This is a genomic window from Hymenobacter volaticus, from assembly GCF_022921055.1.
Lineage (GTDB): Bacteria > Bacteroidota > Bacteroidia > Cytophagales > Hymenobacteraceae > Hymenobacter > Hymenobacter volaticus.
Genome location: NZ_CP095061.1, coordinates 4,121,516 through 4,142,293 on the forward strand (window position 1 = coordinate 4,121,516; position 20,778 = coordinate 4,142,293).

14 protein-coding genes are annotated in these 20,778 nt (G+C 54.2%); 8 read left to right on the forward strand and 6 right to left on the reverse strand.

What is annotated here, in order from left to right; translation table 11 throughout:
• Positions 1–222 precede the first annotated feature (222 nt).
• Both MUN86_RS17970 and MUN86_RS17975 read right to left on the reverse strand, forming a co-directional pair.
• A complete protein-coding gene (locus MUN86_RS17970) occupies positions 223–1,668 on the reverse strand; it encodes an OmpA family protein (protein WP_245119423.1) in 1,446 nt (481 codons plus the stop codon).
• Positions 1,669–2,008: 340 nt separating this feature from the next.
• A complete protein-coding gene (locus MUN86_RS17975; RefSeq protein ID WP_245119424.1) occupies positions 2,009–3,304 on the reverse strand; it encodes an aminopeptidase P N-terminal domain-containing protein in 1,296 nt (431 codons plus the stop codon).
• A 197-nt stretch (positions 3,305–3,501) separates the two neighbouring features.
• Between MUN86_RS17975 and MUN86_RS17980 the strand changes: the two genes are divergently transcribed.
• The 6 genes from MUN86_RS17980 to MUN86_RS18000 all read left to right on the forward strand — a co-directional run bounded on the left by MUN86_RS17980 (position 3,502) and on the right by MUN86_RS18000 (position 10,710).
• Positions 3,502–4,584 (forward strand): glycosyltransferase family 9 protein, encoded by a 1,083-nt coding sequence (locus MUN86_RS17980; RefSeq protein ID WP_245119425.1) that lies wholly within the window; start codon positions 3,502–3,504, stop codon positions 4,582–4,584.
• A 184-nt stretch (positions 4,585–4,768) separates the two neighbouring features.
• A complete protein-coding gene (locus tag MUN86_RS17985; protein ID WP_245119426.1) occupies positions 4,769–6,001 on the forward strand; it encodes a M16 family metallopeptidase in 1,233 nt (410 codons plus the stop codon).
• Between the two features lie 94 nt (positions 6,002–6,095).
• Complete coding sequence (locus MUN86_RS17990; RefSeq protein WP_245119427.1) at positions 6,096–6,536, forward strand: YDG/SRA domain-containing protein; 441 nt, start codon at positions 6,096–6,098, stop codon at positions 6,534–6,536.
• Between the two features lie 371 nt (positions 6,537–6,907).
• Positions 6,908–7,183: an O-methyltransferase gene (locus MUN86_RS31830; protein ID WP_311181725.1), complete on the forward strand. Its 276-nt coding sequence runs from the start codon at positions 6,908–6,910 to the stop codon at positions 7,181–7,183.
• Positions 7,184–7,218: 35 nt separating this feature from the next.
• Entirely contained in the window at positions 7,219–7,548 is a 330-nt protein-coding gene (locus MUN86_RS31835) for an O-methyltransferase (protein ID WP_311181726.1), read from the forward strand.
• A 192-nt stretch (positions 7,549–7,740) separates the two neighbouring features.
• Positions 7,741–10,710 (forward strand): TonB-dependent receptor, encoded by a 2,970-nt coding sequence (locus MUN86_RS18000; RefSeq protein WP_245119428.1) that lies wholly within the window; start codon positions 7,741–7,743, stop codon positions 10,708–10,710.
• Positions 10,711–10,800: 90 nt separating this feature from the next.
• Here the strand turns inward: MUN86_RS18000 and MUN86_RS18005 are convergent, their stop codons facing one another.
• The 3 genes from MUN86_RS18005 to MUN86_RS18015 form a co-directional block, all read right to left on the reverse strand.
• Positions 10,801–11,838, reverse strand: a complete 1,038-nt coding sequence (locus tag MUN86_RS18005; protein ID WP_245119429.1) for a DUF1259 domain-containing protein — start codon at positions 11,836–11,838, stop codon at positions 10,801–10,803.
• A 40-nt stretch (positions 11,839–11,878) separates the two neighbouring features.
• Complete coding sequence (gene chrA / locus MUN86_RS18010) at positions 11,879–13,210, reverse strand: chromate efflux transporter (protein WP_245119430.1); 1,332 nt, start codon at positions 13,208–13,210, stop codon at positions 11,879–11,881.
• Positions 13,211–13,317: 107 nt separating this feature from the next.
• Positions 13,318–14,163 (reverse strand): chromate resistance protein ChrB domain-containing protein, encoded by an 846-nt coding sequence (locus MUN86_RS18015; RefSeq protein ID WP_245119431.1) that lies wholly within the window; start codon positions 14,161–14,163, stop codon positions 13,318–13,320.
• A 298-nt stretch (positions 14,164–14,461) separates the two neighbouring features.
• Here MUN86_RS18015 and MUN86_RS18020 point away from each other — a divergent pair, with 298 nt between their 5' ends.
• A complete protein-coding gene (locus MUN86_RS18020) occupies positions 14,462–16,780 on the forward strand; it encodes a LysM peptidoglycan-binding domain-containing protein (protein ID WP_245119432.1) in 2,319 nt (772 codons plus the stop codon).
• Between the two features lie 72 nt (positions 16,781–16,852).
• Here the strand turns inward: MUN86_RS18020 and MUN86_RS18025 are convergent, their stop codons facing one another.
• On the reverse strand, positions 16,853–17,923 hold the full coding sequence (locus MUN86_RS18025; RefSeq protein ID WP_245119433.1) for a fatty acid desaturase family protein: 1,071 nt from the start codon (positions 17,921–17,923) through the stop codon (positions 16,853–16,855).
• A gap of 1,125 nt (positions 17,924–19,048) precedes the next feature.
• On the opposite strand from MUN86_RS18025, the gene MUN86_RS18030 reads away from it, so the two are divergent.
• Positions 19,049–20,710 (forward strand): T9SS type A sorting domain-containing protein, encoded by a 1,662-nt coding sequence (locus tag MUN86_RS18030; RefSeq protein WP_245119434.1) that lies wholly within the window; start codon positions 19,049–19,051, stop codon positions 20,708–20,710.
• Positions 20,711–20,778 lie beyond the last annotated feature (68 nt).

Here is a 20,778-nt window from a genome sequence, read left to right on the forward strand (position 1 = left end):
ACCTAAGGTTGTTCTTTGAGTATAAGTTTTTTACAAAAAACTTTTTTTAGTTCAAAATTGTCATCGAACCTCTATCAACTATCTGATTTCTAACAATATCCGCTATGCAACGCGGTTTGCTTAAAACTGAAAGCTTCCTGAAGCTACAACAAGAAGCTATAAAGCAAAAAAAGCGGCGGACCAGATGGCCCGCCGCTTTTCTTAAGGATACTTACTCCAGCCTTATGGTTGTGGCTGGCTTGGGATGAAGAACTCGAACTTGAATTCTACACGACGGTTCTGCGACATGTTGGTCTTCGACGTGTTTGGAGCGGCTGGCTCGCTTTCGCCGCGGCCTTCCGTTACCACACGCGTTGGGTCAACTTGCTTGCCAGTGAAGTAGCGCTTCACAGAAGAAGCACGACGCTCCGATAGGGCCTGGTTGTACTCGTCGGTACCACGGCTGTCAGCGTGGCCGATTACGCGGATGCTGTACTCTGGGTGATCTTTCAGAGCCTGGATCATCTTGTTCAACTTCGGATACGAGCTAGTCGTGATAACCGTGCTGTTGGTCTGGAAGCGGATTGGCTGCTCCAGTTTCTGCACTGCTGGGTCGATGGTCAATGGGCAACCATTGGCATCTACACGAGTACCGGCTGGCGTGTTCGGGCAAGTATCTTGTGCGTCTACTACACCGTCACCGTCGGCGTCCACTACGAGTGGGCAACCCGTGGCATCTACTTGCGTGCCAGCTGGGGTATCAGGGCACTTGTCGTTTTTGTCGGCTACACCGTCACCGTCAGCATCTGGGCAGCCTTTGAGAGCGGCCGTACCAGCTTGGTCTGGGCACTCGTCTTCCGAGTCACGTACACCGTCGCCGTCTTTGTCAGGGCAGCCTTCCAGAGCAGCAGTACCTGCTTCGGTTGGGCACTTGTCTTGATAATCTGGAACACCGTCTTTGTCGCCGTCAAGTGGGCAACCGGTTTCGTCTACGGCTACACCAGCTGGGGTAGCTGGGCATTTGTCTTTGCGGTCCGGTACACCGTCACCGTCTTCGTCTTTTGGTTTGCCAAAGCCGATGGTCAAACCAACGGAGTGCTGCAAGTAGCGGTCATCGAAGCTGTCTTCGTCGCGGGTTGGAACGCCGTCGATGTTAGCACCGAAGGGTACAACTTGTGCTGTTTGCACAAACAGGCCGATTGCAGGGCTAACTTGGAAGTTGATACCGGCCGCGCCTTTCAGCGAGAAGTGCCGATCATCACCGTTAAGTACTTGTCCAGCATAAGCGCCTTCCAAGCTGGTCAGCGTCAAGCCTGGCGCAATCGACAAATACGGTTGAACTACCGCATCTTCTTTCAAAGCCAGCTTCAACTTGATAGGCAAAGCAATATTCACGATATTGTTCGTGAAGTAGGTAGGACCTCCCTTCGCTTCGCTCTTCAGCTCAGCGTAGTCAGCCTGCAGGCCGATGTCTAAGCCGCGAGTGATGTAGCGGTTAATAGAAATACCCGGGCCGTAGAAGTTACGGTCCCACTTCCAGAAGTCGGAGCCGTAGTTGCCCTTGTACTGATAGGCGCTGCCGTAAAGGCTGATGGCCGTTTTGCGGTCGGCGCTTTGGGCCTGCGCCTTTGGGGCCGCCGCCAGCAGCGTGAGTCCCAGCGCTGTGCTGATGGTAAGCAGGTGTCTCATAGGTGAGATTTTTAGTGAACGGACAAATATATATCTGGGTCGATGAATGTTTGGCAACACCAGAAACTGCCTACTATACCTCTCCCCATTTAGGAAAGTTGTACTACCATGGGTTTATGCACTCTTAAGGGAACCTTTTTGCTCACTTTTATCACACTATTTCAGGGTATACTCCAACCTGCTTTCAGCCCTGATTTTCAGCCTTCCAACGCAACTGAGGCCGATATTGCTAATACGAAAACCTGAACATTCAGATGTATTTTTTTTCCTAAATAAATCCATAAAAAAAAGCCATTCAGTACTACCGAATGGCTTTTAAAATCTTTTCGCAGAGGCGCGTTTAGCGGGCTGGGCGCATCAGGCGCTCGATATCGTCGGCTTCTAAGGGGATGTTCTTCATGAGGTCCTCGTTGCCACTGGCGGTAATAAGGATGTCGTTTTCTAGTCGAATGCCCAAACCTTCCTCCCGAATGTAGATGCCCGGCTCGCAGGTATACACCATGCCCGGCTCGAATACGCGGTACTTCGCTCCTACATCGTGCACATCCAGGCCCAGGTAGTGGGAGGTGCCGTGCATGAAGTACTTCTTGTAAAGCGGCGCAGCCGGATCTTGGTTTTTCACGTCGTTGGCATCGAGCAAATCCAGCTTGATGAGTTCTTGCTCCATCGTCCGGCCCACTGCGGCATGATACTCTTCGATGTTGTTGCCGGCAATCAGCTGCGAAGTGGCAAACTTCATAACCTGCAGTACTGCCTGGTATACGTCGCGCTGGCGTTTGGTGAAGGTGCCGTTGACGGGAATAGAGCGCGAAAGGTCGGCGGCGTAGTTGGCGTATTCAGCCCCGAAGTCAAGCAGCATCACGTCGCCGTCCTGGCATTCCCGGTCGTTGCTGACATAGTGCAGGATGCAAGCATTGGCCCCGGAGGCGATGATGCTGCCGTAGGCCGGCCCGCGGGAACCGTGGCGCAGGAACTCATGGAAAATCTCGGCTTCAATCTCGTATTCCATCACGCCGGGTTTCACAAAGCCAAGCAAGCGGCGGAATGCTTTTTCGGTGATGTCGGCGGCACGTTGCATCAGCCGGATTTCTTCGGCACTCTTGATGGCCCGCAACTGGTGGAGCAGCGGTGCAGCGCGGCGGTACGTGTGCAGCGGATACGCCTCCTTGATCTTTTTGATAAAACGAGCGTCCCGGGTTTCCACTTCCACCACGGCCCGAATGTGCTCATTGCTGTTCAGAAACACGTTTTCGGCCTCGTTCATCAGGGCCGGCAGCACCGAGTTAAACGACTCCAGCCACATAATAGTGGGCACGCCTGACTGGGCACGGGCTTGGTCTTTGGTTAGCTTGTATCCTTCCCAAACCAAAATATGCTCACTGGTTTCCTTAAGGAAAAGAATTTCGCGGTACTGCGGCAGCACGGCATTAGGGAAGAGCACCAGGATGCTTTCCTCCTGATCAACGCCCGAGAGGTAGAACAGGTCGTTGTTTTGGCGGAAGGCCATGGTGCCGTCGGCGTTGGTCGGCATAATGTCGTTGGACTGGAAAATAGCCAACGAAGCGGGCGGCAGTAGCTTGGTGAAGTTGTGCCGATTCTGGATGAAAAGCTCGGGGGAAATCGAACCGTAGCGCATAAGCAGAACGTGAAGAGAAAGAAACAACGCACCCACGGCGCGTCCGCTGCAAGTTAGAATTTTGGTTGGTGTAGCCGTCGATTTCCTGGCCGTCGGTCGGCGCTGCTAGGTCTTACGGGAGGTGCTTACCGGACCTCCGCAACTTTTACGAATGCCGGCTTGTACTTTTACCGACCTTTTGCTTTTCCAGTGTTCGTATGCCCACTGCCCGTTCCAGTGCTGTTCTGCTCATCCAAACTGCCTTCATCGGCGACGTAATTCTGGCCTCTGCCCTGCTGGATTACCTGCACCGGACCGAGCCCGATACGCCCGTCGATTTCTTGGTACGCAAAGGCAACGAAAGCTTATTGCAGCAGCACCCGCACGTGCGCCACGTACTGATCTGGGACAAAAAGCAGAGCAAATACAAGGGATTATGGCACCTATTGCAGCAAATTAGGGCCACACGTTACAGCCGCGTTATCACGCTCCAGCGCTTTGCTTCCACTGGTTTTCTAACCGCTTTTTCGGGGGCGCCCGAGCGAGTCGGTTTTCAGAAAAACCCGTTTGCATTCGGTTTTACGCGGGCATTGCCGCACGTTATTGGTGGTGGAGTACACGAGGTATCGCGCAACCTGCACCTGCTCGACCCCGCGTACCGGGGCCCGGTAGTGCCGCCCCGGCTATACCCCTCCCCCACCGACGAAGCAGCGGCCGCGCCTTACACCACGCAAGGCCCCTACCTGTGCATTGCGCCCACTTCGGTGTGGTTTACCAAGCAGTTTCCCCAAGAGCAATGGTTGAAACTGTTGGCGGCGCTGCCCTTTCAATACCGCGTGTACTTACTCGGTGGCCCTCCCGACGTAGAAGCTTGTGAGGAATTGTTGCGCGTTAGCAACCGCCCGAATGTGGTCAACTTGGCTGGTAAGCTCTCTTTGCTGGCTTCGGCAGCCCTCATGCGTGGGGCCGTGCTCAACTACGTCAACGACTCGGCGCCCATGCACCTGTGCTCGGCGGTGGGCGCGCCTACCTGCGCCGTGTATTGCTCTACCGTGCCAGATTTCGGGTTCGGCCCCTTGAGCCCTTTTTCGCGAGTGGTGGAAATTCCGGGCGGTTTGGAATGCCGGCCGTGTGGGCTACATGGCTACCAGAAATGCCCACTCAACCACTTTAACTGCGCCCACGGCATCGAAACTTCACAGCTGCTGGCCGTGCTGGCAGAAGCCGAGTTGCACGCGGCCGACAGTAGTCAGGCTGGGGCGTCTTCTGGGCAAAGCTCCGGCAGTCTAACCCTTTCGTAAGTAGTATGCCACTCCATTCGTTGGGTGGCTAGTGAGGTATTTCTGCTTGCCACCTAGCATACGTAGTTTACAGCCTCTTTCCGGCAGTACCTTTGTATTTCTTGGAAACCGAATGGCCTAGCTAAATGGTTATACAAGACCGGCGCTCATACCCGAACGCTGGCGTTCCTAAGCCCTTATCTTGATGTCTGATTACGACCTATACGAGCTGCCCAACGGCATCCGAGTTTTGCACAAGCAGGTTATTCACACCAAAATTGCGCACCTCGGCTTTCTGCTCGACATCGGTTCCCGCGACGAAAAGCCGGCCCAACAAGGCTTAGCGCACTTCTGGGAGCACATGGCTTTCAAAGGCACTGAAAAGCGCAAAAGCTTCCACATTCTCAACCGTTTGGAAACCGTGGGGGGTGAGCTGAATGCCTACACCACCAAAGAGAAAATTTGCTTCTACGCCTCGTTGCTCAGCACGCACTTCGAGCGGGCCTTCGAGCTCCTGACCGACCTTACTTTCAACTCGGTTTTTCCAGAAAAGGAAATCGAGAAAGAGCGGGGCGTGATTCTCGAAGAAATGTCCATGTACCAGGACGCGCCCGAGGATGCCATCATCGACGATTTCGATGATGTGGTGTTTGGGGGGCATTCTTTGGGCCACAACATTCTGGGTACGCGCGAAAGTGTCAGCAGCTTTCAGCAGGCGGATTTTCGTCAGTTCTTGGCCGAGAACATCCGCACCGACCGGCTGGTATTCAGCTCGGTCAGCAACCTGCCGTTCAAGGAAGTGAAGCGGCTAGCCGATAAGTACCTGGCGCCGCTGCCCTCCCGGCTCGGAGAGCGGCCCCGTACTGCTTTCGATGGCAACCTGCGGGTAGAGAAATTAGAGCGCAAGCCTATTTCGCAGGCCCACTGCCTGATTGGTGGTCCGGCTTACGCCATCAACGACCCGCGCCGGATTCCATTTTTCATGCTCAGCAACATCCTCGGTGGCCCCGGCATGAACTCCCGCCTGAACCTGGGCATCCGCGAGAAGTATGGCCTCGTCTATAGCATTGACGCCACGTACTCGCCGTACACCGATACGGGGCTGTTTGGCATCTACTTCGGCACCGAGAAAAAGCAAGTGAACCGCACGATTGCGCTGGTACAAAAGGAACTCAAGCGGCTTCGCGAACAGGCCCTGGGCACGGCGCAATTGCACACGTCCAAAGAGCAGCTAATGGGCCAAATGGCTATGGCAGAGGAAAGCAACGGCGGCATGATGCAGCTGTTGGCCAAAAGCACCCTCGACATCGGCCGCGTCGAATCCATCAACGAAATCTTCGACCGAGTCCGCGCTGTCACTTCCTCTGAGCTACTGGAACTCGCCAACGACATTCTACGCGAGGACAACTTGAGTGTACTTCAGTACGTGCCAGAGTAAAACACAACAGTCAGCAAAAAGGCCGCCGAGTTACGCCCGGCGGCCTTTTTGCTGACTGTTGGATTGCTTCATCACCTTCTTCTTAAGCTAGCTTATGCGCGTTTTCGGGCATGTAGGCACCTATCGACCGGGCGACCTTTTTGCCAATCGTCTGGAATTGAGCTTGACGGGGTTGCATAAGCCCCGGCGGGCAGGCGTAAGCGGCAGCCAAGCCGAAGGCGCCGATTCTATTGTGCTGGCAGGTGCTTACGAAGACGATGCGTTCAGCGAAGACGAAATCATCTATTCTGGCAGCGGTGGGCGCGATTTGCAAACCGGCAAGCAAGTCACCGACCAGGAGATGATAGGCAGGAATTTGGCGTTGCGGCGCAGCCAAGAAATGGGGCTGCCCGTGCGCGTATTCCAGCGCATACCCCACCCAACCGGCGACTGTTTCCGCTACGAGGGTCTCTACCGTATTGTCAGCCACGAGTTTGCACGCGGCAAGTCTGGTTTTCAAGTACTACTATTTCGGTTGGTGCCAATTACGAATTAGATCTTCCTTGCAAGCCTCTATCGAAGAGAAGGATAACTAGCTGATCATGTTCTAGTGTGAAGCTATACTAAAAGCCAATTTTACTTTTCATATGAGGATGGGTTAAGAGTGGTTGACTTCTCATTGCTGCCGTTGCCAAACTAATCGTCATGCTGAGCGCAGCCGAAGCATCTCGCGTGCTGATGTCTGATTACTAAACCAATGTCAGCACGCGAGATGCTTCGGCTGCGCTCAGCATGACGTTCGAGATAAATTCTCAGCCATGGTTAGCCTCTCCTTGGTAAATGCGCAACAGCAACTGAGAGGAATTAGCTTCTGCTTTTGCTCTCTTCTAAACCAACGCTACTACACTACAACCCTATTTTTGCCTGATGCCCGACGACGAAATCCAACGCTACGCCGACCAACACACCAGCCCGGAATCGACGCTGCTGGCGAAGCTCAACCGCGAGACACACGTGCAGCTGCTGCACGCGCGGATGCTTTCGGGGCACGCGCAGGGGCGGCTGCTGAGCATGATCAGCCACATGGTGCGGCCGCGGCGGGTGTTGGAACTGGGCACGTTTACGGGCTATGCAGCTTTGTGCCTCGCCGAAGGCTTAGCACCCGGTGGTGAACTGCACACCATCGAATTTAACCCGAGCTAGAAGATCGAATACAGCGCTACATAGCCGCCGCGGACTTGGTTGAACGGGTGCATTTGCATATCGGGACCGTGACGGAAGTGCTGCCAACCTTGGCAGGGCCATGGGACTTGGTGTTTATCGATGCCGACAAAATCAACAACGACACCTACTACGAGCTGGTGCTGCCACAGGTAACTACAGGCGGTTTCGTGCTGATTGACAATGTGCTGTGGGGCAATAAAGTGCTCGATTCTTATCCTCTAAAACCTTCCGACAAAGACACCCGTGCCGTTCGAGCCTTCAACGACAAAGTGCAGGCCGACCCCCGGGTTGAGAATGTGTTTTTGCCGTTGCGGGATGGGCTGCTATTGGTTCGGAAGCTCTAACGGCTGTTCTGTTGCATTTCACTTATGCTCCAAGTGAGAGTGAGCAAACAAAAGCGCTTTCCTGCATGGGATAGTGAAGTCAGAAGGGAGGCTCCATCAATCAGAAGCTTATCCTAAAATCTATTGATTAGGTGATTAAACGTTCGGGGGTGGTTTGCGTCTATGCCAGAGCGAACCCCTTATTCCGGACTGATGCCTCATCGTTTTCTACTCTTTGTCTTACTGCTATTATTAGGTTTGGGGACTGCTCGGGCGCAAACAAGCGCTATTAGCGGGCGTATCGTAGATGCATCTAATCAGTCGCCGCTTATTGGGGCCAACGTGCTGCTACGCGGCCTAACCGCCGATTCGTTGAAGAACGGCGCGGCAGCCGACGTGAATGGCAACTTCACCGTTTCGGGCTTGGCGCCGGGCCGCTATCAGCTAACTATATCGTTTTTAGGCTACCAGACCTTGCAGCGCCAGCTCACGCTCACCACTCAGCCGCTTGCGCTAGGCGTGTTGGCACTCGGTACCGGCGGGGTAGCGCTGAAAGGTGTGGAAGTGGTAGGCAAAGCGGCCGCCGCCGTTCAGAAAGGCGATACGTCGCAGTTCAACGCTGGCTCATTCAAAACCAACCCCGACGCCAACGCGCAAGACCTCATCACCAAAATGCCCGGCGTGACCGTGGACCCCACTTCGGGTAAGGTACAAGCGCAGGGCGAACAGGTGCAACGAGTGCTGGTGGATGGCAAAGAGTTTTTCGGCAATGACCCCGACGCTGTGTTGAAGAATATTCCGGCCGAGGTTATCGACAAAATTCAGGTGTACGACCGCGCCTCCGACCAAGCCCAATTTACTGGCTTCGACGATGGCAACCAGCAGAAAACCATCAACATCGTAACCAAGCCGCAGTTTCGGAATGGGCAATTTGGCCGGGTGCTAGCTGGCTACGGCCCCAAGGACGACCGGTACCGGCTGAGCGGCAACCTGAATTCGTTTAAGGGCAAGCAGCGCATGTCGATTGTAGCTCAGAGCAACAATATCAATGAGCAGAACTTTGGCACCGAAGATTTGCTAGGCGTGGTGGGCAGTTCAGGCGGCGGTGGCGGCGGCCGTGGGGGCCGTGGCGGCGGAGGTGGCAACCAAGGTGGGGGCGGCAATAACGCCGGCGACTTCTTGGTGAACCAGTCAGGCGGTATTTCTAAAACCCACGCCATCGGCTTGAACTACTCCAACTCCTGGGGCCGCAAAACTGACGTTACGAGTAGTTACTTCTTCAACCTGAGCGACAACACGGCTTCTACCAACCTGCTGCGGCGCTACGTGGCTCCCGTGGACCGCCCCCTCGACCAACGCTACAACGAAAACTCGCTTTCGACCAGCCGCAACATCAACAACCGCTTCAACTTGCGCCTGGAGCACCGCATCGACTCGGCAAACTCCATTATCTGGCAGCCACGCTTGTCGGTGCAGCGCAATACCGGCAACAGCCTATTGGAAGGCCGCACCTATCAGGTGAATGAAGGCGAGCCCGAATTCACGCAGGGCAGCAACAACAGCAGCTACCGCTCGGCCCTGACTGGCATTACGGCGGCTAACCAGCTCCAATTTCGGCACCGCTTTGCCAAGCGTGGCCGCACGCTTTCGTTGGGCGTGAACACCACTTACAACACCAAGGACGGCAACAATACCCTGCTCTCCACCACCGAGTCTACCCGCGACTTAACCACCAATACCACTTCGCTGAATCAGTTTTCTGAACTCGACCAGACTGGTTGGGCCTGGAACGGCAACCTCAACTACACAGAGCCCATCAGCCAGTACAGCCAGTTGCAGGCCGAGTACCGCGTTTCCTACACGCCCAATCAATCTGATAAGCGCACCTACGACTACGTCCTCGGCGAAGAAGCCTATACTTCTCTGAATGACACGCTTAGTAGCGTATTCAAGAGCCGCTACCTGACCAATGCTGGGGGCCTGACGTACCGCTACCAAAACAAGGAGTTGCAATGGAACGTGGGGGCCACCGTGCAGCACGCCCAACTCCGCAGCGACCAAGAATTTCCGCGGCCGGCCCTCACGGAGCGCTCTTTCCTAAACGTGCTGCCCAACGCCATGCTGCGCTACAACTTTTCGCGGCAGCAGAATCTGCGGTTTTTCTACCGCGTGAATACCAACCCACCGGGTATTAGTCAGTTGCAGGAAGTGGTAAACAACTCCAATCCGTTGCAGCTCACTACCGGCAACCCCAACCTGCGCCAAGCCACACAGCACAACTTCAATATTCGTTACTCGTCGGCAGTGCCCGAGAAGTCGACTTCGTTTTTTGTGGCCCTCAACGGCTCGCTCACTAACAACTACATCACTAACAGCACCATCTACGCCACCGACGAACCCCTAAACGTGGGGGGCGTGGTGATTCCGGTGGGCGGCCAGCTAACCCGGCCTGTCAACTTGGATCAGCAGTATTCGCTCCGGTCGTTTGCCAACTACAGCTTGCCGCTGTCATTCATCAAGTCCAACCTCAACCTGAACGCCAACATTGGCTACTCGCAGACTCCGGGGTTAGTGTTCGAGGAATTGAACTACAGCCGCACGCCATCCGGTGGCTTAGGTGTGGTGCTGAGCAGCAACATCAGTCCGGAGTTGGACTTCACTATTTCGTCGAACTCCAGCCAGAACTACGTGCGCAACAGCTTGCAGCAGCAACTCAACCGCCAGTACTTCCGGCAAAACACGTCGTTGCGCTTCTCCTGGATTATCGTGAAAGGCGTGACCGTGCAATCTGATGTCAACCACCAATACTACAGTGGGCTCTCGGCGGGTTACAACCAAAGTTTCGTGTTGTGGAATGCCTCTATCGGCAAGAAGTTTATGGCCAAGAATCAGGCGGAAATCAAGTTATACGCTTTCGATTTGCTAGGTCAAAACAACAGCATTCAAGTAAACAACACCTCGGCTTACACCGAAGATGTACGTTCCAACATTTTGCAGCGCTACCTAATGCTGATGTTCACCTACAACATCCGCAGCTTCGCCGGCAACGGCCGCTCCGACGCGTTGCCCGGCGAGGACCGGCAGCGGCAGCCCGGTAATTTCCGGCCCGAAGGCGGCTTTCGGCGCGACGGCGGCAACCCTCCCGTCGGTGGCGGTTTTGGCCCGCCCGGTGGCGGCATGTAGGCCCTGGACTACTTGATGAGTTTATAGTATTAGTAAAATTAAAAGAGGTCAGGCTCTATGCCTGACCTCTTTTTTATTGAATACTGTGCTTTAGTGCTTCATTCCTTCCATCGAATTGTGGGGTTTGCCAAGCTGGTCGAGGGCGGCGCGGAAACCGGCAGCTAGTTGCGCGGCCGGGCCCCGACCGTAGTAGTGCAGAAACATCATGCGCGGCTCGTCGAAGAGCATATGGTTGTGCATAGCTACCACCTCCAGCTTGTTGGCACGCAAGGCTTTGATGACGGACGTAACCTCCGCTTCCCGCATGGCAATATCACCGGCAATATGCGCGTCGGCTTGTTTGCCAGCAAAAGCAGCCCAAGAGTTCAGGCCAATGGCCGCGGTCATCTCCGTACCCATCATAATGCACTGCAAGTCGGCCCGGCCTATTGTGTACTTATAGGTTGGACCGTTTACCACTCCTTGATACTTGACAATGCCATCCAGCATAGCAATGTCGAACAGTTGCTTGCCAGTTGGACCAGCGGTGGCGGCAGGCGTGCCGGTGTTACCGGATTGCGCAGGCGAAGTACCACTAGCTACGGGCTGATTGGCGGGCAACAGCTTCGAGTTTTTCAGCGTGGCCGCAAACTTAGTGGCTAGCTCGGCGGGGCTGCCCATGCCATGGATGTGCATGTAAAAGATGCGTGGCTCCTCGTAAAAGAAGTGGTTGTGCACGGCACCTACTTCCAAACCGTTGGCCAGGGCCGCCGACATCAGCGGGTTTACTTCTTCCTGAAGCAGTACTGTGTCGCTCATCAGCATGGCCGATTTACCATCGAGGGTATGCTTGATGGCTACCCAGCCTCCGAAGCCGAACGGAATAGGCACCGCTTCTCCCTTGATGCTTACCTTCAAATCGTTGCGCGGCAATGGTGTGGTATGAGTGGCTTGCGCTTCGACGTAGGTGCCTTTTTTACCTAGGGCGGCTTCAATAGCGGCAATTTCAACTGAACTCAACGCGGGCGTCTTACCGGCAGTGGGGGCGGCCCAGGCGGGGAGCGTAGGCAGGGAGCCGAGCAACACGGGCGTGGTTGCTAGGGTAGCCGTTTTAAGCCAATTGCGACGGGAAAACTGGAAGTCGTGCATGAAGACGGAAAAAAGTCAATAGATAGTAAGACTTCGTTGGTTAGCTAGTTAGCAAGTAATACAGCAAACCAACGCCGGCACTACCAGCAATCCAAAGGATCAGGTTTAGCTTGAACCAGTACAGCGCCACCACCGACACCATGAACCAGAGCAAGCTAGGCAGGTGCAGTTGGCTCAGCTCGAAGTGCCCGCTCGGAAACAGCACGGCGCGGCCCAGGTAAACAGCCAAGTTCAATACTACCCCCACCACCGCCGCCGTGATAATACTTAGCACAGTCTTCAGGTGGGTGTTGTGTTGGGTACGCTCAATAAGCGGGGCGCCAACAAGAATGAAGACGAAGCAAGGCAGAAAAGTATAGTACGTGGTGGTGAGCAGTCCCAGCGCGCCCAATGCTAACGAGCCCCCGAAGTGTGTGTAGCCGCCCATAAAACCCACGAAAGCCAGCACCATAATAAGCGGCCCCGGTGTGGTTTCGCCGAGAGCCAGCCCATCCAGCATCTGGCCTTGTGTGAGCCAGTGCAACTTCTCGACGCTCACCTGCGCCACGTAAGGCAGCACGGCGTAGGCCCCGCCAAAGGTGACGAGGGCAGCTTGCGTGAAAAACAAACTCAGCGTGCGCCAGAAAGAAAACTCCGGAGCTAATACGCCCAGCGCACCTAACGGCATTGCCCACAAGACTACGGCCACTACTACCTGGCGCAGCAAGCGCGCCCCCGAAAACCCGGTGCCGGGCACTACAGTTTGGGTGGTCAGAAAATAGCCTTCCTCGGCCTGCGCTGCCCGGACCTGTGCTGCTGCATTAGTTGCTGGTACTGGAAAAAACCGCTGCGCCGCCAAAGCAATAGCTGCTGCTCCCAAAATCAGCAACGGGAAAGGCACGTTTAGCCAAAAGATGCCCACGAAGCTCGCTACCGCCACCGCGTAGTGCAACGGACTTAGCAACGACTTCTGGCCAATCTTGACCACCGCCAGCAGAATGACAGCCACCACGGCTGGCTTCAAACCCGCAAATACTCCCTGCAAAGCGGGCAGCGTACCCACCGTAACGTACAGCAAGCTCAAAGCCAGCAGGATAAACACCGAAGGCAACACAAACAGGATGCCGGCAACCAAGCCGCCGCGCGTGCCGTGCAGCAGCCAGCCGATGTATGTAGCCAACTGCTGCGCTTCGGGGCCAGGCAACAGCATACAGTAGTTGAGGGCGTGCAAAAATTTGGCGTCGGAAATCCAGCGCTTTTGCTCCACCAGCACCGTGTGCATGATGGCTATTTGGCCCGCCGGCCCACCGAAACTGATAAAGCCGAGCTTCAGCCAAAAGCGCAAGGCTTCCGTGAACGTCGGTTTGGATACGGGAGTCAGAAGTTGAGTCATAGATAGAGCGAGGCTCCAACCGTTTTGAGCGCCGGTCGGGCCATGGCTACAATGCTACGGTAGACTGCCTTCGGAAAATAGAACGGAATTTACGCTTGGTAGAATCTTTACCCGTGCTGCCGTTTTTTCCGATACTCAGAGGGGCTTTGCCCTGTGTGCTGCTTGAAAATGCGCGTGAAGTGGCTTTGATCGGAAAAGCCGGTTAAGTAGGCAATTTCTGCTAGCGAGTAGGCCGATGCGTCTAGCAGTTCCAATGCCTTTTCAATGCGCAGTTTGCGAATGTACTCCCCGAAAGAAAGGTTATCGAAATAGCGCGCAAACTCGCGAGAGAGGTAGCTCGGATTCACTTGCAGCGCGTCGGCGGCCTCCGTCAATCGTATGCTTAGGTTGGTATCGAGGTGGTCTTGGATAAGCTCGCGTAATTGGGTGGCCCAGGCGGGGGGTGGCGTGGTTCGGTCCTTGCTGCGTTGCAGGTAGGCAGTATATACCTGCACTAGTAACTGCTCTTCGGGCTGTTGGGTATGGGGTTGGCCTTGCAGATGCTTGGCCCAACTGTAGAGCGCATCGTAGAGCACTAAGCCCAACTGAAGCAGCTGTTGATCGTCGCAGATATTGTGGGCCAGACCCGCCGAAATAGCCCACAGGCCCGCCGCTTGTGGGGCTAGGCCATGGTTATCGGTGTCAGCGCCGCGCACAATGGGAGCCAATACGTGCAGGGCCGGGTCGGTTAGCTCGTACTTCTTCAGAAAATAGTCGAAAGTGCATTCGGGGCCGTAGTGCGAAAATTCTACGCCTGGCACATCGAAGGGTACCGCGCCCGTTTCGGCAGCCGTTGCTACTACCTCCTGCGCTGGCACATACAGAATCTCGGCGGTAGGGTCAATGAAGCGCATAATCAGCCAAGGGCAAGCTAGACGGTCTATTTTAGGATGTTCACGCGTGACCCACTGCATAATGGTGTTGACTGGTAACCCGGTGAATATACAGGTGCCTATTACAACTTCAAGGTTATTCAGGGCCGGGGCAGACCAAGTGAATTATAGCTAGCCACAATACAACAGAATAGTATTCGCAGTCGTTGGCCGCCTACCCTATAGTCGGCAATAGTGGCCTTTGGTGTTGCTTGCAAGCGGCTAACAATAGGCTTTTTCCGGGTCCTGAGCCTCAGTTCCCCCGTTTTTTTAGCTTCTTTGTAGTATTGGAGCCTGGTGAGCAACCGTAGCGCAGCCAGGGCTTCGTGTTTGCCTCTTTATGAAACGAATCCTTTTCACGCTCTTTTGCTGCTGGCCACTGTTAGTCGGCGCCCAAAGCGTATCCGTTCCAGCCCAAGTAGCTTTCGCGGGTTTACACCTTCGCCTCACCGATGGCGGCCGCAAAGCAGTACAGCAAAAAGTAGATGCGCTGCGCAGCCATCCCACCTCGTTCCAAGCCCGCGTGAATCTGGCCGATGCCTACTTCCCCATCATCGATCGGGTGTTGCAGGAAGAAGCCGTACCGCTGGATTTTCGCTACTTGGTTGTGCAGGAAAGCGGGCTGCAAGGCGATGCCCAAAGCATTCATGACGCGGTAGGCTACTGGCAGTTCAAGCGCGAAACTGCGCAAGATTATGGCCTTCTCATGAACGACGTGGTGGATGAGCGCAAGCACATTGTCGCTTCCACTCACGCAGCAGCCAAGTATCTGAAGCGCAACAACAACTCGCTCCATAATTGGGTGGATGCACTGCTAAGCTACAATCTCGGTTCGGGGGGTGTGAAGTCGTACACCCTGCCTACCAACTTCGACGCTACCGAAGTGGAAATCACCGAGCAAACGCACCCCTACATCCTGACCACGCTAGCGCACAAGCTGGCCTATGAGCCAGCCGTAGGACACAACCCCAAGCCGCCGCTGGCATTTCAAGAGTTTCCCGCGCCGGCCGGTTTCACCCTGGTCAATATTGCCCAGACCCTGCAAACTGACCCCGCCGAAATGGCCCGCCACAACCGGTGGCTGCTTACTACCAAAGTACCGAGCGACAAGATTTACACCATCCTGGTGCCGGTTGTCGATGAAATTCAGCGAACAGCCATTGCCGCCCAACAGCGAAATGCCACCTCTGGTCAACTGCTCAATAAGCCCCAGATTGACCCCCAAAATGCTGATTATGTGCGCGTGAATGGCATTCGGGCGCTGATTGCGCTGCCTGGCGACACCAAAGAAAGCTTGGCGCAGCGGGCTGGCCTGAAGATGCGCAAGTTCATGCAGTACAACGATATGTTCGCCTTCGATAACATCGTGCCCGGTCAGCCTTATTTCGTGCAGAAGAAGCGCGATAAAGCTGCTAGCGAGTACCACGTAGCGCAGCCCGGCGAAAGCGTAGCCACGGTGTCGCAGAAGTACGGGATTCGGACCAGGGCTATTTTGAGCAAAAACCGGATGCCCCGCAACGAGGAGCTTCGTGCGGGCCGCATTCTGTGGCTGCAACACACCCGGCCCCGGGATGTAGCCGTAGAGTATGCCGACAGCAAAAACGCTACGGCGTTGGCTGCCTTCGAGCGTCCTGCTACTGCTTCGGCCACTGCAACACCCCAACCCGCTAGCTCAACAGCTCCCCAGCCCGCCGCTAAAAAGCGCCGTATCGATGAAACCGAGCCGTATCGAGGCAAAACGGCCGATGCCACGCGCGTACTCGAAGATGCCCCCGAGGCCACTGATACCACGGCCACTACGCAAGGCCTCGTAACGCAGCCCGACAGCGCCACTGATGCCACCACCGAAAACCTAAACAACCTACCGCCAGCTACGGAAACTGCCGATACCGCCACCGTTTCGGCGCCAGAGCCCACGCCAGATGCATCCGCCCCCCGGACTGTGTATAGCGGCCAGCCTGTTAAGGAACCCTCTCCTGCCCCAGCTCCCATTATCGAAGAGCCGAGCAGTGATACGGTAGCAGTGGTTGAGCCGGCTCCAGCACCAGCCAAGCCCGTTGTTAAGCCCACGGCCCCGGTAGCTGCATCACCCAAACCTGCACCATCTATTCCATCTGCTCCAGCACCTAAGCCTGCTGCCCCCGCACCGGTTGCTTCTGCCACAGTGCCACCTACCGCGCCGGCGACTAGCTCAGTGGAACGCATACCCGCCAACGGTCTGCACGTGGTGCAAGCAAAAGAAGGAATCTATTCGGTGGCTCGGCGCTACGGCTTGCGTCCAGCCGACTTGATGGCGTGGAACAACTTACCGCCCAATTCTCCGCTACAGCTAGGCCAGGCGCTGCGTCTGACGGCCCCGCAAGCTTCTGCCTCGGTTGCCACAACTCCCGTTCCAAGCCCCGATCCTACCCCTGCGCCCAAACCTAGCACTTCAACACCCGTTTCCAAGCCGGCTATCACGCCGGCACCGGCCGCACCCACCGCTGCGCCTGTTGTTATTCGCCACACAGTAGCGGCTGGCGAGTCTATGTACGCCGTTTCGCGGAAGTACGAGGTGACAATCAAGCAAATTATGGAGTGGAACAACAAGCCCGATTTCAACGTCCGGCCCGGCGACGTACTCATTATTAAACCGGCAAAACAGCCACAAACCAAATAACCCCAACAAAAAAGCCCGCTGTAGCAGCGGGCTTTTTTGTTGGGGTTATATCAATGATCTAGGCACAGTCTGTCAGGCGGCCACTCGTGCCGGTTCGGCAACTGCTACAATGCGCTTCGTGCGCGACTTAAGCATAGCAATGATTTCGGCGTCGGAGGCGTAGCGGTTGCCCAGGTTCACAAAGTGCCGCGCCAGCAGGTCGTAGCGGCGAGTCATGAGGTAGGCGAAGATGTGCAGGAAGTGGATGCCATCGAATACAATGGCATCGTTCTGCGCGTACTGATCCACGTTTTTCTGAAAATGAGCGGGGTGCTCGGTCCAGTGCAAGGCAGGCTTGAGGTGGTGGCTGATGTGGTAGCCGTCGTTCCAGCACTTATGGTTGTACTTGGTATTGATGCAGGTAACGCTGTTGGTGTAGCAGTTGCCAGGGTCGTTGGCATCAATAAACGAGTGTTGGCTCCAGTTGCCGAGCATCATCACCACCCGTGCTACTATTACTGGCAAGATCAGCACCACAAATGTGGCGGGCAGGTTCACGAACGCCAACACGATGCACGCAACGATATAGAGTATCTCGCCGCGCAGCAAACGGTGCCGAAACTTGCTTTTCTGAGTACGCGTGAGGTAAAGCGCCAACCGCGGAATTCCAACCAGAAAGAAGCCACCCAAGTAGCGCCCAAAGCTAGCCAACGAGTCGCGCTGAAAGTCCATGGTGGAGCTTTCATCATCCTCCAAGTTGTTTTCGGGATGGTGCATGCCCATATGGTGGGTGAAATAGGTTTCTGGCGTCTGCCCAAACAGCGGCCCAATCACCCACGGAATGTAATGGTTGAGTTGGGCGTACTTTTTCTTGAACAGAATGCGGTGACTCGTGCAATGCAGCATCAACCCGAATGGCCCCTTGAAATAAAAGGTGGTCAGGAACATATACACGGCCAGTGCGCCCCACCATACTCGGTTGTCTAGAGAAGGCCAAAACAACACAGCCACCAGTGGCAGCAGCGTGCACGATATTTCTAGAATGAGGTAGACAAACGGCAAATCCCGCTTGTCCTGAATGAACTGTAGCAGAAACCGACCGAAACGGGAGGTGGGAGCCGATTGGTTGTAAATCGGATCGGTGAGGGCAACCAAATGCTTCATTGAGTGGATACTGACCGGTTGTTTCGGTCGGACGGTGATGCAAAACCTAGATAGTAGCCACGGCTATAGCAGTACCAGCGCAGACACTAAGCAGCGTCGGTTGGCGATAAGAACTACATAGATAGGGATAGGAGCGGATAGAGAAGGCCAAGTGCCCAAGATGATGCTACCTCAACGTAGCCTTGCTCCCGATGCGTATGCTTGCGGTATGCAAGATACCGAGTTTGTCGCTGACGAGTTTTCAACAGCCTTCTTCCGTCTTAGAAGCCCACTACCAAACGACAACCGTTTGGTAGCTCGTCGTTTTGTCTATGAGAAGGTTAGCAGGTCCTAATTATTTCATTCTCAACCACTCCCTGTTCATCAGCGACAGTTTGTAGCATTGATAACGACCTCAACTGCAGTGGAGGTTTTTTAATTCAGTATTAGCCAGTTAGTGCGTTATTCTGTACATATCCCGCGCTCAACCACAAGCAAATTTGAATACAGCTAGATCAGATAGCTAAAACGCAAGCACTGCTCCATCAACTCTCGATACGCCAAAATCCCTTGCCGCGCAATCTTTCCTCGCCGCCATGTGCCAGTGTTAGCTCGACGTAAACATGCATGACTTATATGAGAAAGTAGGTATCAAGCGTACAATAAGGCCTGTCTTCAAGAAAAGATGCATTTGCTTCACAAGCTCCCAAGCGTGAACAGGTACCGCATTTGGTAGCTTAAATATTATTATGTCTGTATGCAACGGCAAACAAGCGAAATGCATCATCAGCCTAGCATTACTGATTATTCGATTTAAAATAGTAGATATATTTTCTCAATTATTTACTTCTATATGTCCTTACTACTTAGCTATCCTTCTCATGGTAACATCCTAGTATCGAGTTGTTTTGGCAACCTCTGCTCAACCTATATGTAATGCAATCCCCTTCGCTCGGGGTATGCATTGAGTTTTGATAAGCTAAGCGGTTCTCGATTCAGGCATTTAGCCTTACTTAGCTTAACAAGCATGAAAATATATTTTTAAAATATTTGGCTTGTACAAATAGTCCTTCTCCAAATTTTAATCAATTTTTTATGCATGTATGTACTCTTCATTGGTCAACTTTAGCGGCTGCACTTGCTGGTTTGTTTGTTGCCAATCAGGTAATAGCGCAGGCTCCCGTATTTTATAATATTTCGCCGGCGCCGCATAGCTTCAAGCAACCAGTCACCACCCCTGTTTCAGCTACTCTGACCCCAGCCGGTTCAGCCAGTCTGAAGGTATACAGCTCGCAGGCAGGCGGCTTGCGGAGCGGGGCTACCATTACAAACAACAACGCTATTTCATTTTTGCCTACCACCCCTTTTAAAGCGGGCGAAACGTTATCAGCAACGCTTACGAGTTTAAATGGAGCCAAATACGCGTGGCAGTTTACAGCAGCCGTTGCGGGCGGTAGCGGGCGGTTTGAGTCCGGAGTAGCCACAACGATAGATACTCAGAGCTATTCCCAGGACTACCTGACGCTTGTCGATGTAGACGGCGACTCGGACTTGGATGTATTAGTGCCTTACTACCTAAATCGGTTTGCGTTGGGCTTATTACGCAATGACGGTACCGGCAACCTCGCTCCACTCCTTGATCTTAACGTGGCCACCCAGCGCTTTAGACCGGGCGACATTGATGGCGACGGCGACTTAGATCTTGTGTATGCCAGCAAAAGCACTGGCCTAGGTGTATTGCGCAATAACGGCACAGGTACCTTTATTCCAACATCAGGCACTATTAGTACCAGTAATGAGGTAGCTTCGCTTGCGCTGGGCGACGTGGATGGCGACGGCGACCTAGACCTCGTATTTTCGGAAGCAGCGAGTAAAACACTCCAAGTCCGCTTAAACAACGGCACTGGCTCGTTCACGGGCAACAGTCAGGTTAGCATCTCGTCTGATGCAATGCGCATAGAGCTTACGGACCTTGATAATGATGGCGACTTAGATGCTCTAACTGGCTACGGCGGTACAACAGTTGGCCCCCTAAACATTCGTCTGAATAATGGTCAAGGGCAGTTTTCTGGTACTACCGAATTGCCGGTGGGAGGTTACCGGGGCACCATTGGCCTAGCCGATTTTGATGATGATGGCGACGTAGATATTGCCGTTCCGCTTTTTCAACCTGATGGAAAACTTAGCCTGTGGCGCAACAACGGAAACGGCACCTTCGTGAAGGGACCTGACTTGTTGATTGGAAATGCCCCACAGGTAGTAGAAATAGGCGATGTTGATGGCGACAAAGACTTAGATATAATTACCGACGCCAGAGGAAACAACTCCTCTGTAAATACTATTAATCTGAACTTGAATGACGGTACAGGCAATTTTGTCCGCCAAGCAGATATTTCGACCGGCCCGTATTCTGTAGATCTTACACTCGGTGATATGGACAACGATGGCGACTTGGATATAGTAGTGTATAGCCTTAGTGGTAGCAGCAACAATCCGACAGGCCAAATAATCGTGCACCGCAACGCAGCCGCTATTCTATCCACTGCGCAAGCTTCGCGCAAGGTTCCAGCTATTGGTACCTGGCCAAATCCAGTGGAGCGTGGTGCCGAGCTTCACTTCGACATACCAACGGAAGCCAATGGTGGCAAAGCGACGCTATACAGTGCCTTTGGCCGCCTTGAACGCGAGCAAACTTTCCAAGGGAAAACCTCAACGCTGCCTACTGCTGGCCTAGCACCAGGAATTTACTTGCTAACAGTGACACCAACAGGACACCGCAGCATTACAAAACGTGTGATCTTACGCTAGTAACTGGCAGTTTCATTGCACGTCGCTTTGTAAGTAGCTAGTTACCTTAAAGATTCTCAGCAAAAAGG

What these genes read in the sequence shown, in the direction of transcription:
- MUN86_RS17980 (WP_245119425.1), top strand. Translation starts at nt 3,502, where the DNA reads ATGCCCACTGCCCGTTCCAGTGCTGTTCTGCTCATCCAAACTGCCTTC.
- MUN86_RS31830 (WP_311181725.1), top strand. Translation starts at nt 6,908, where the DNA reads ATGCCCGACGACGAAATCCAACGCTACGCCGACCAACACACCAGCCCG.
- MUN86_RS17985 (WP_245119426.1), top strand. Translation starts at nt 4,769, where the DNA reads ATGTCTGATTACGACCTATACGAGCTGCCCAACGGCATCCGAGTTTTG.
- MUN86_RS18015 (WP_245119431.1), bottom strand. Translation starts at nt 14,163, where the DNA reads ATGCAGTGGGTCACGCGTGAACATCCTAAAATAGACCGTCTAGCTTGC.
- MUN86_RS18020 (WP_245119432.1), top strand. Translation starts at nt 14,462, where the DNA reads ATGAAACGAATCCTTTTCACGCTCTTTTGCTGCTGGCCACTGTTAGTC.
- MUN86_RS18000 (WP_245119428.1), top strand. Translation starts at nt 7,741, where the DNA reads ATGCCTCATCGTTTTCTACTCTTTGTCTTACTGCTATTATTAGGTTTG.
- MUN86_RS17975 (WP_245119424.1), bottom strand. Translation starts at nt 3,304, where the DNA reads ATGCGCTACGGTTCGATTTCCCCCGAGCTTTTCATCCAGAATCGGCAC.
- chrA (WP_245119430.1), bottom strand. Translation starts at nt 13,210, where the DNA reads ATGACTCAACTTCTGACTCCCGTATCCAAACCGACGTTCACGGAAGCC.
- MUN86_RS17990 (WP_245119427.1), top strand. Translation starts at nt 6,096, where the DNA reads ATGCGCGTTTTCGGGCATGTAGGCACCTATCGACCGGGCGACCTTTTT.
- MUN86_RS17970 (WP_245119423.1), bottom strand. Translation starts at nt 1,668, where the DNA reads ATGAGACACCTGCTTACCATCAGCACAGCGCTGGGACTCACGCTGCTG.
- MUN86_RS18025 (WP_245119433.1), bottom strand. Translation starts at nt 17,923, where the DNA reads ATGAAGCATTTGGTTGCCCTCACCGATCCGATTTACAACCAATCGGCT.
- MUN86_RS18005 (WP_245119429.1), bottom strand. Translation starts at nt 11,838, where the DNA reads ATGCACGACTTCCAGTTTTCCCGTCGCAATTGGCTTAAAACGGCTACC.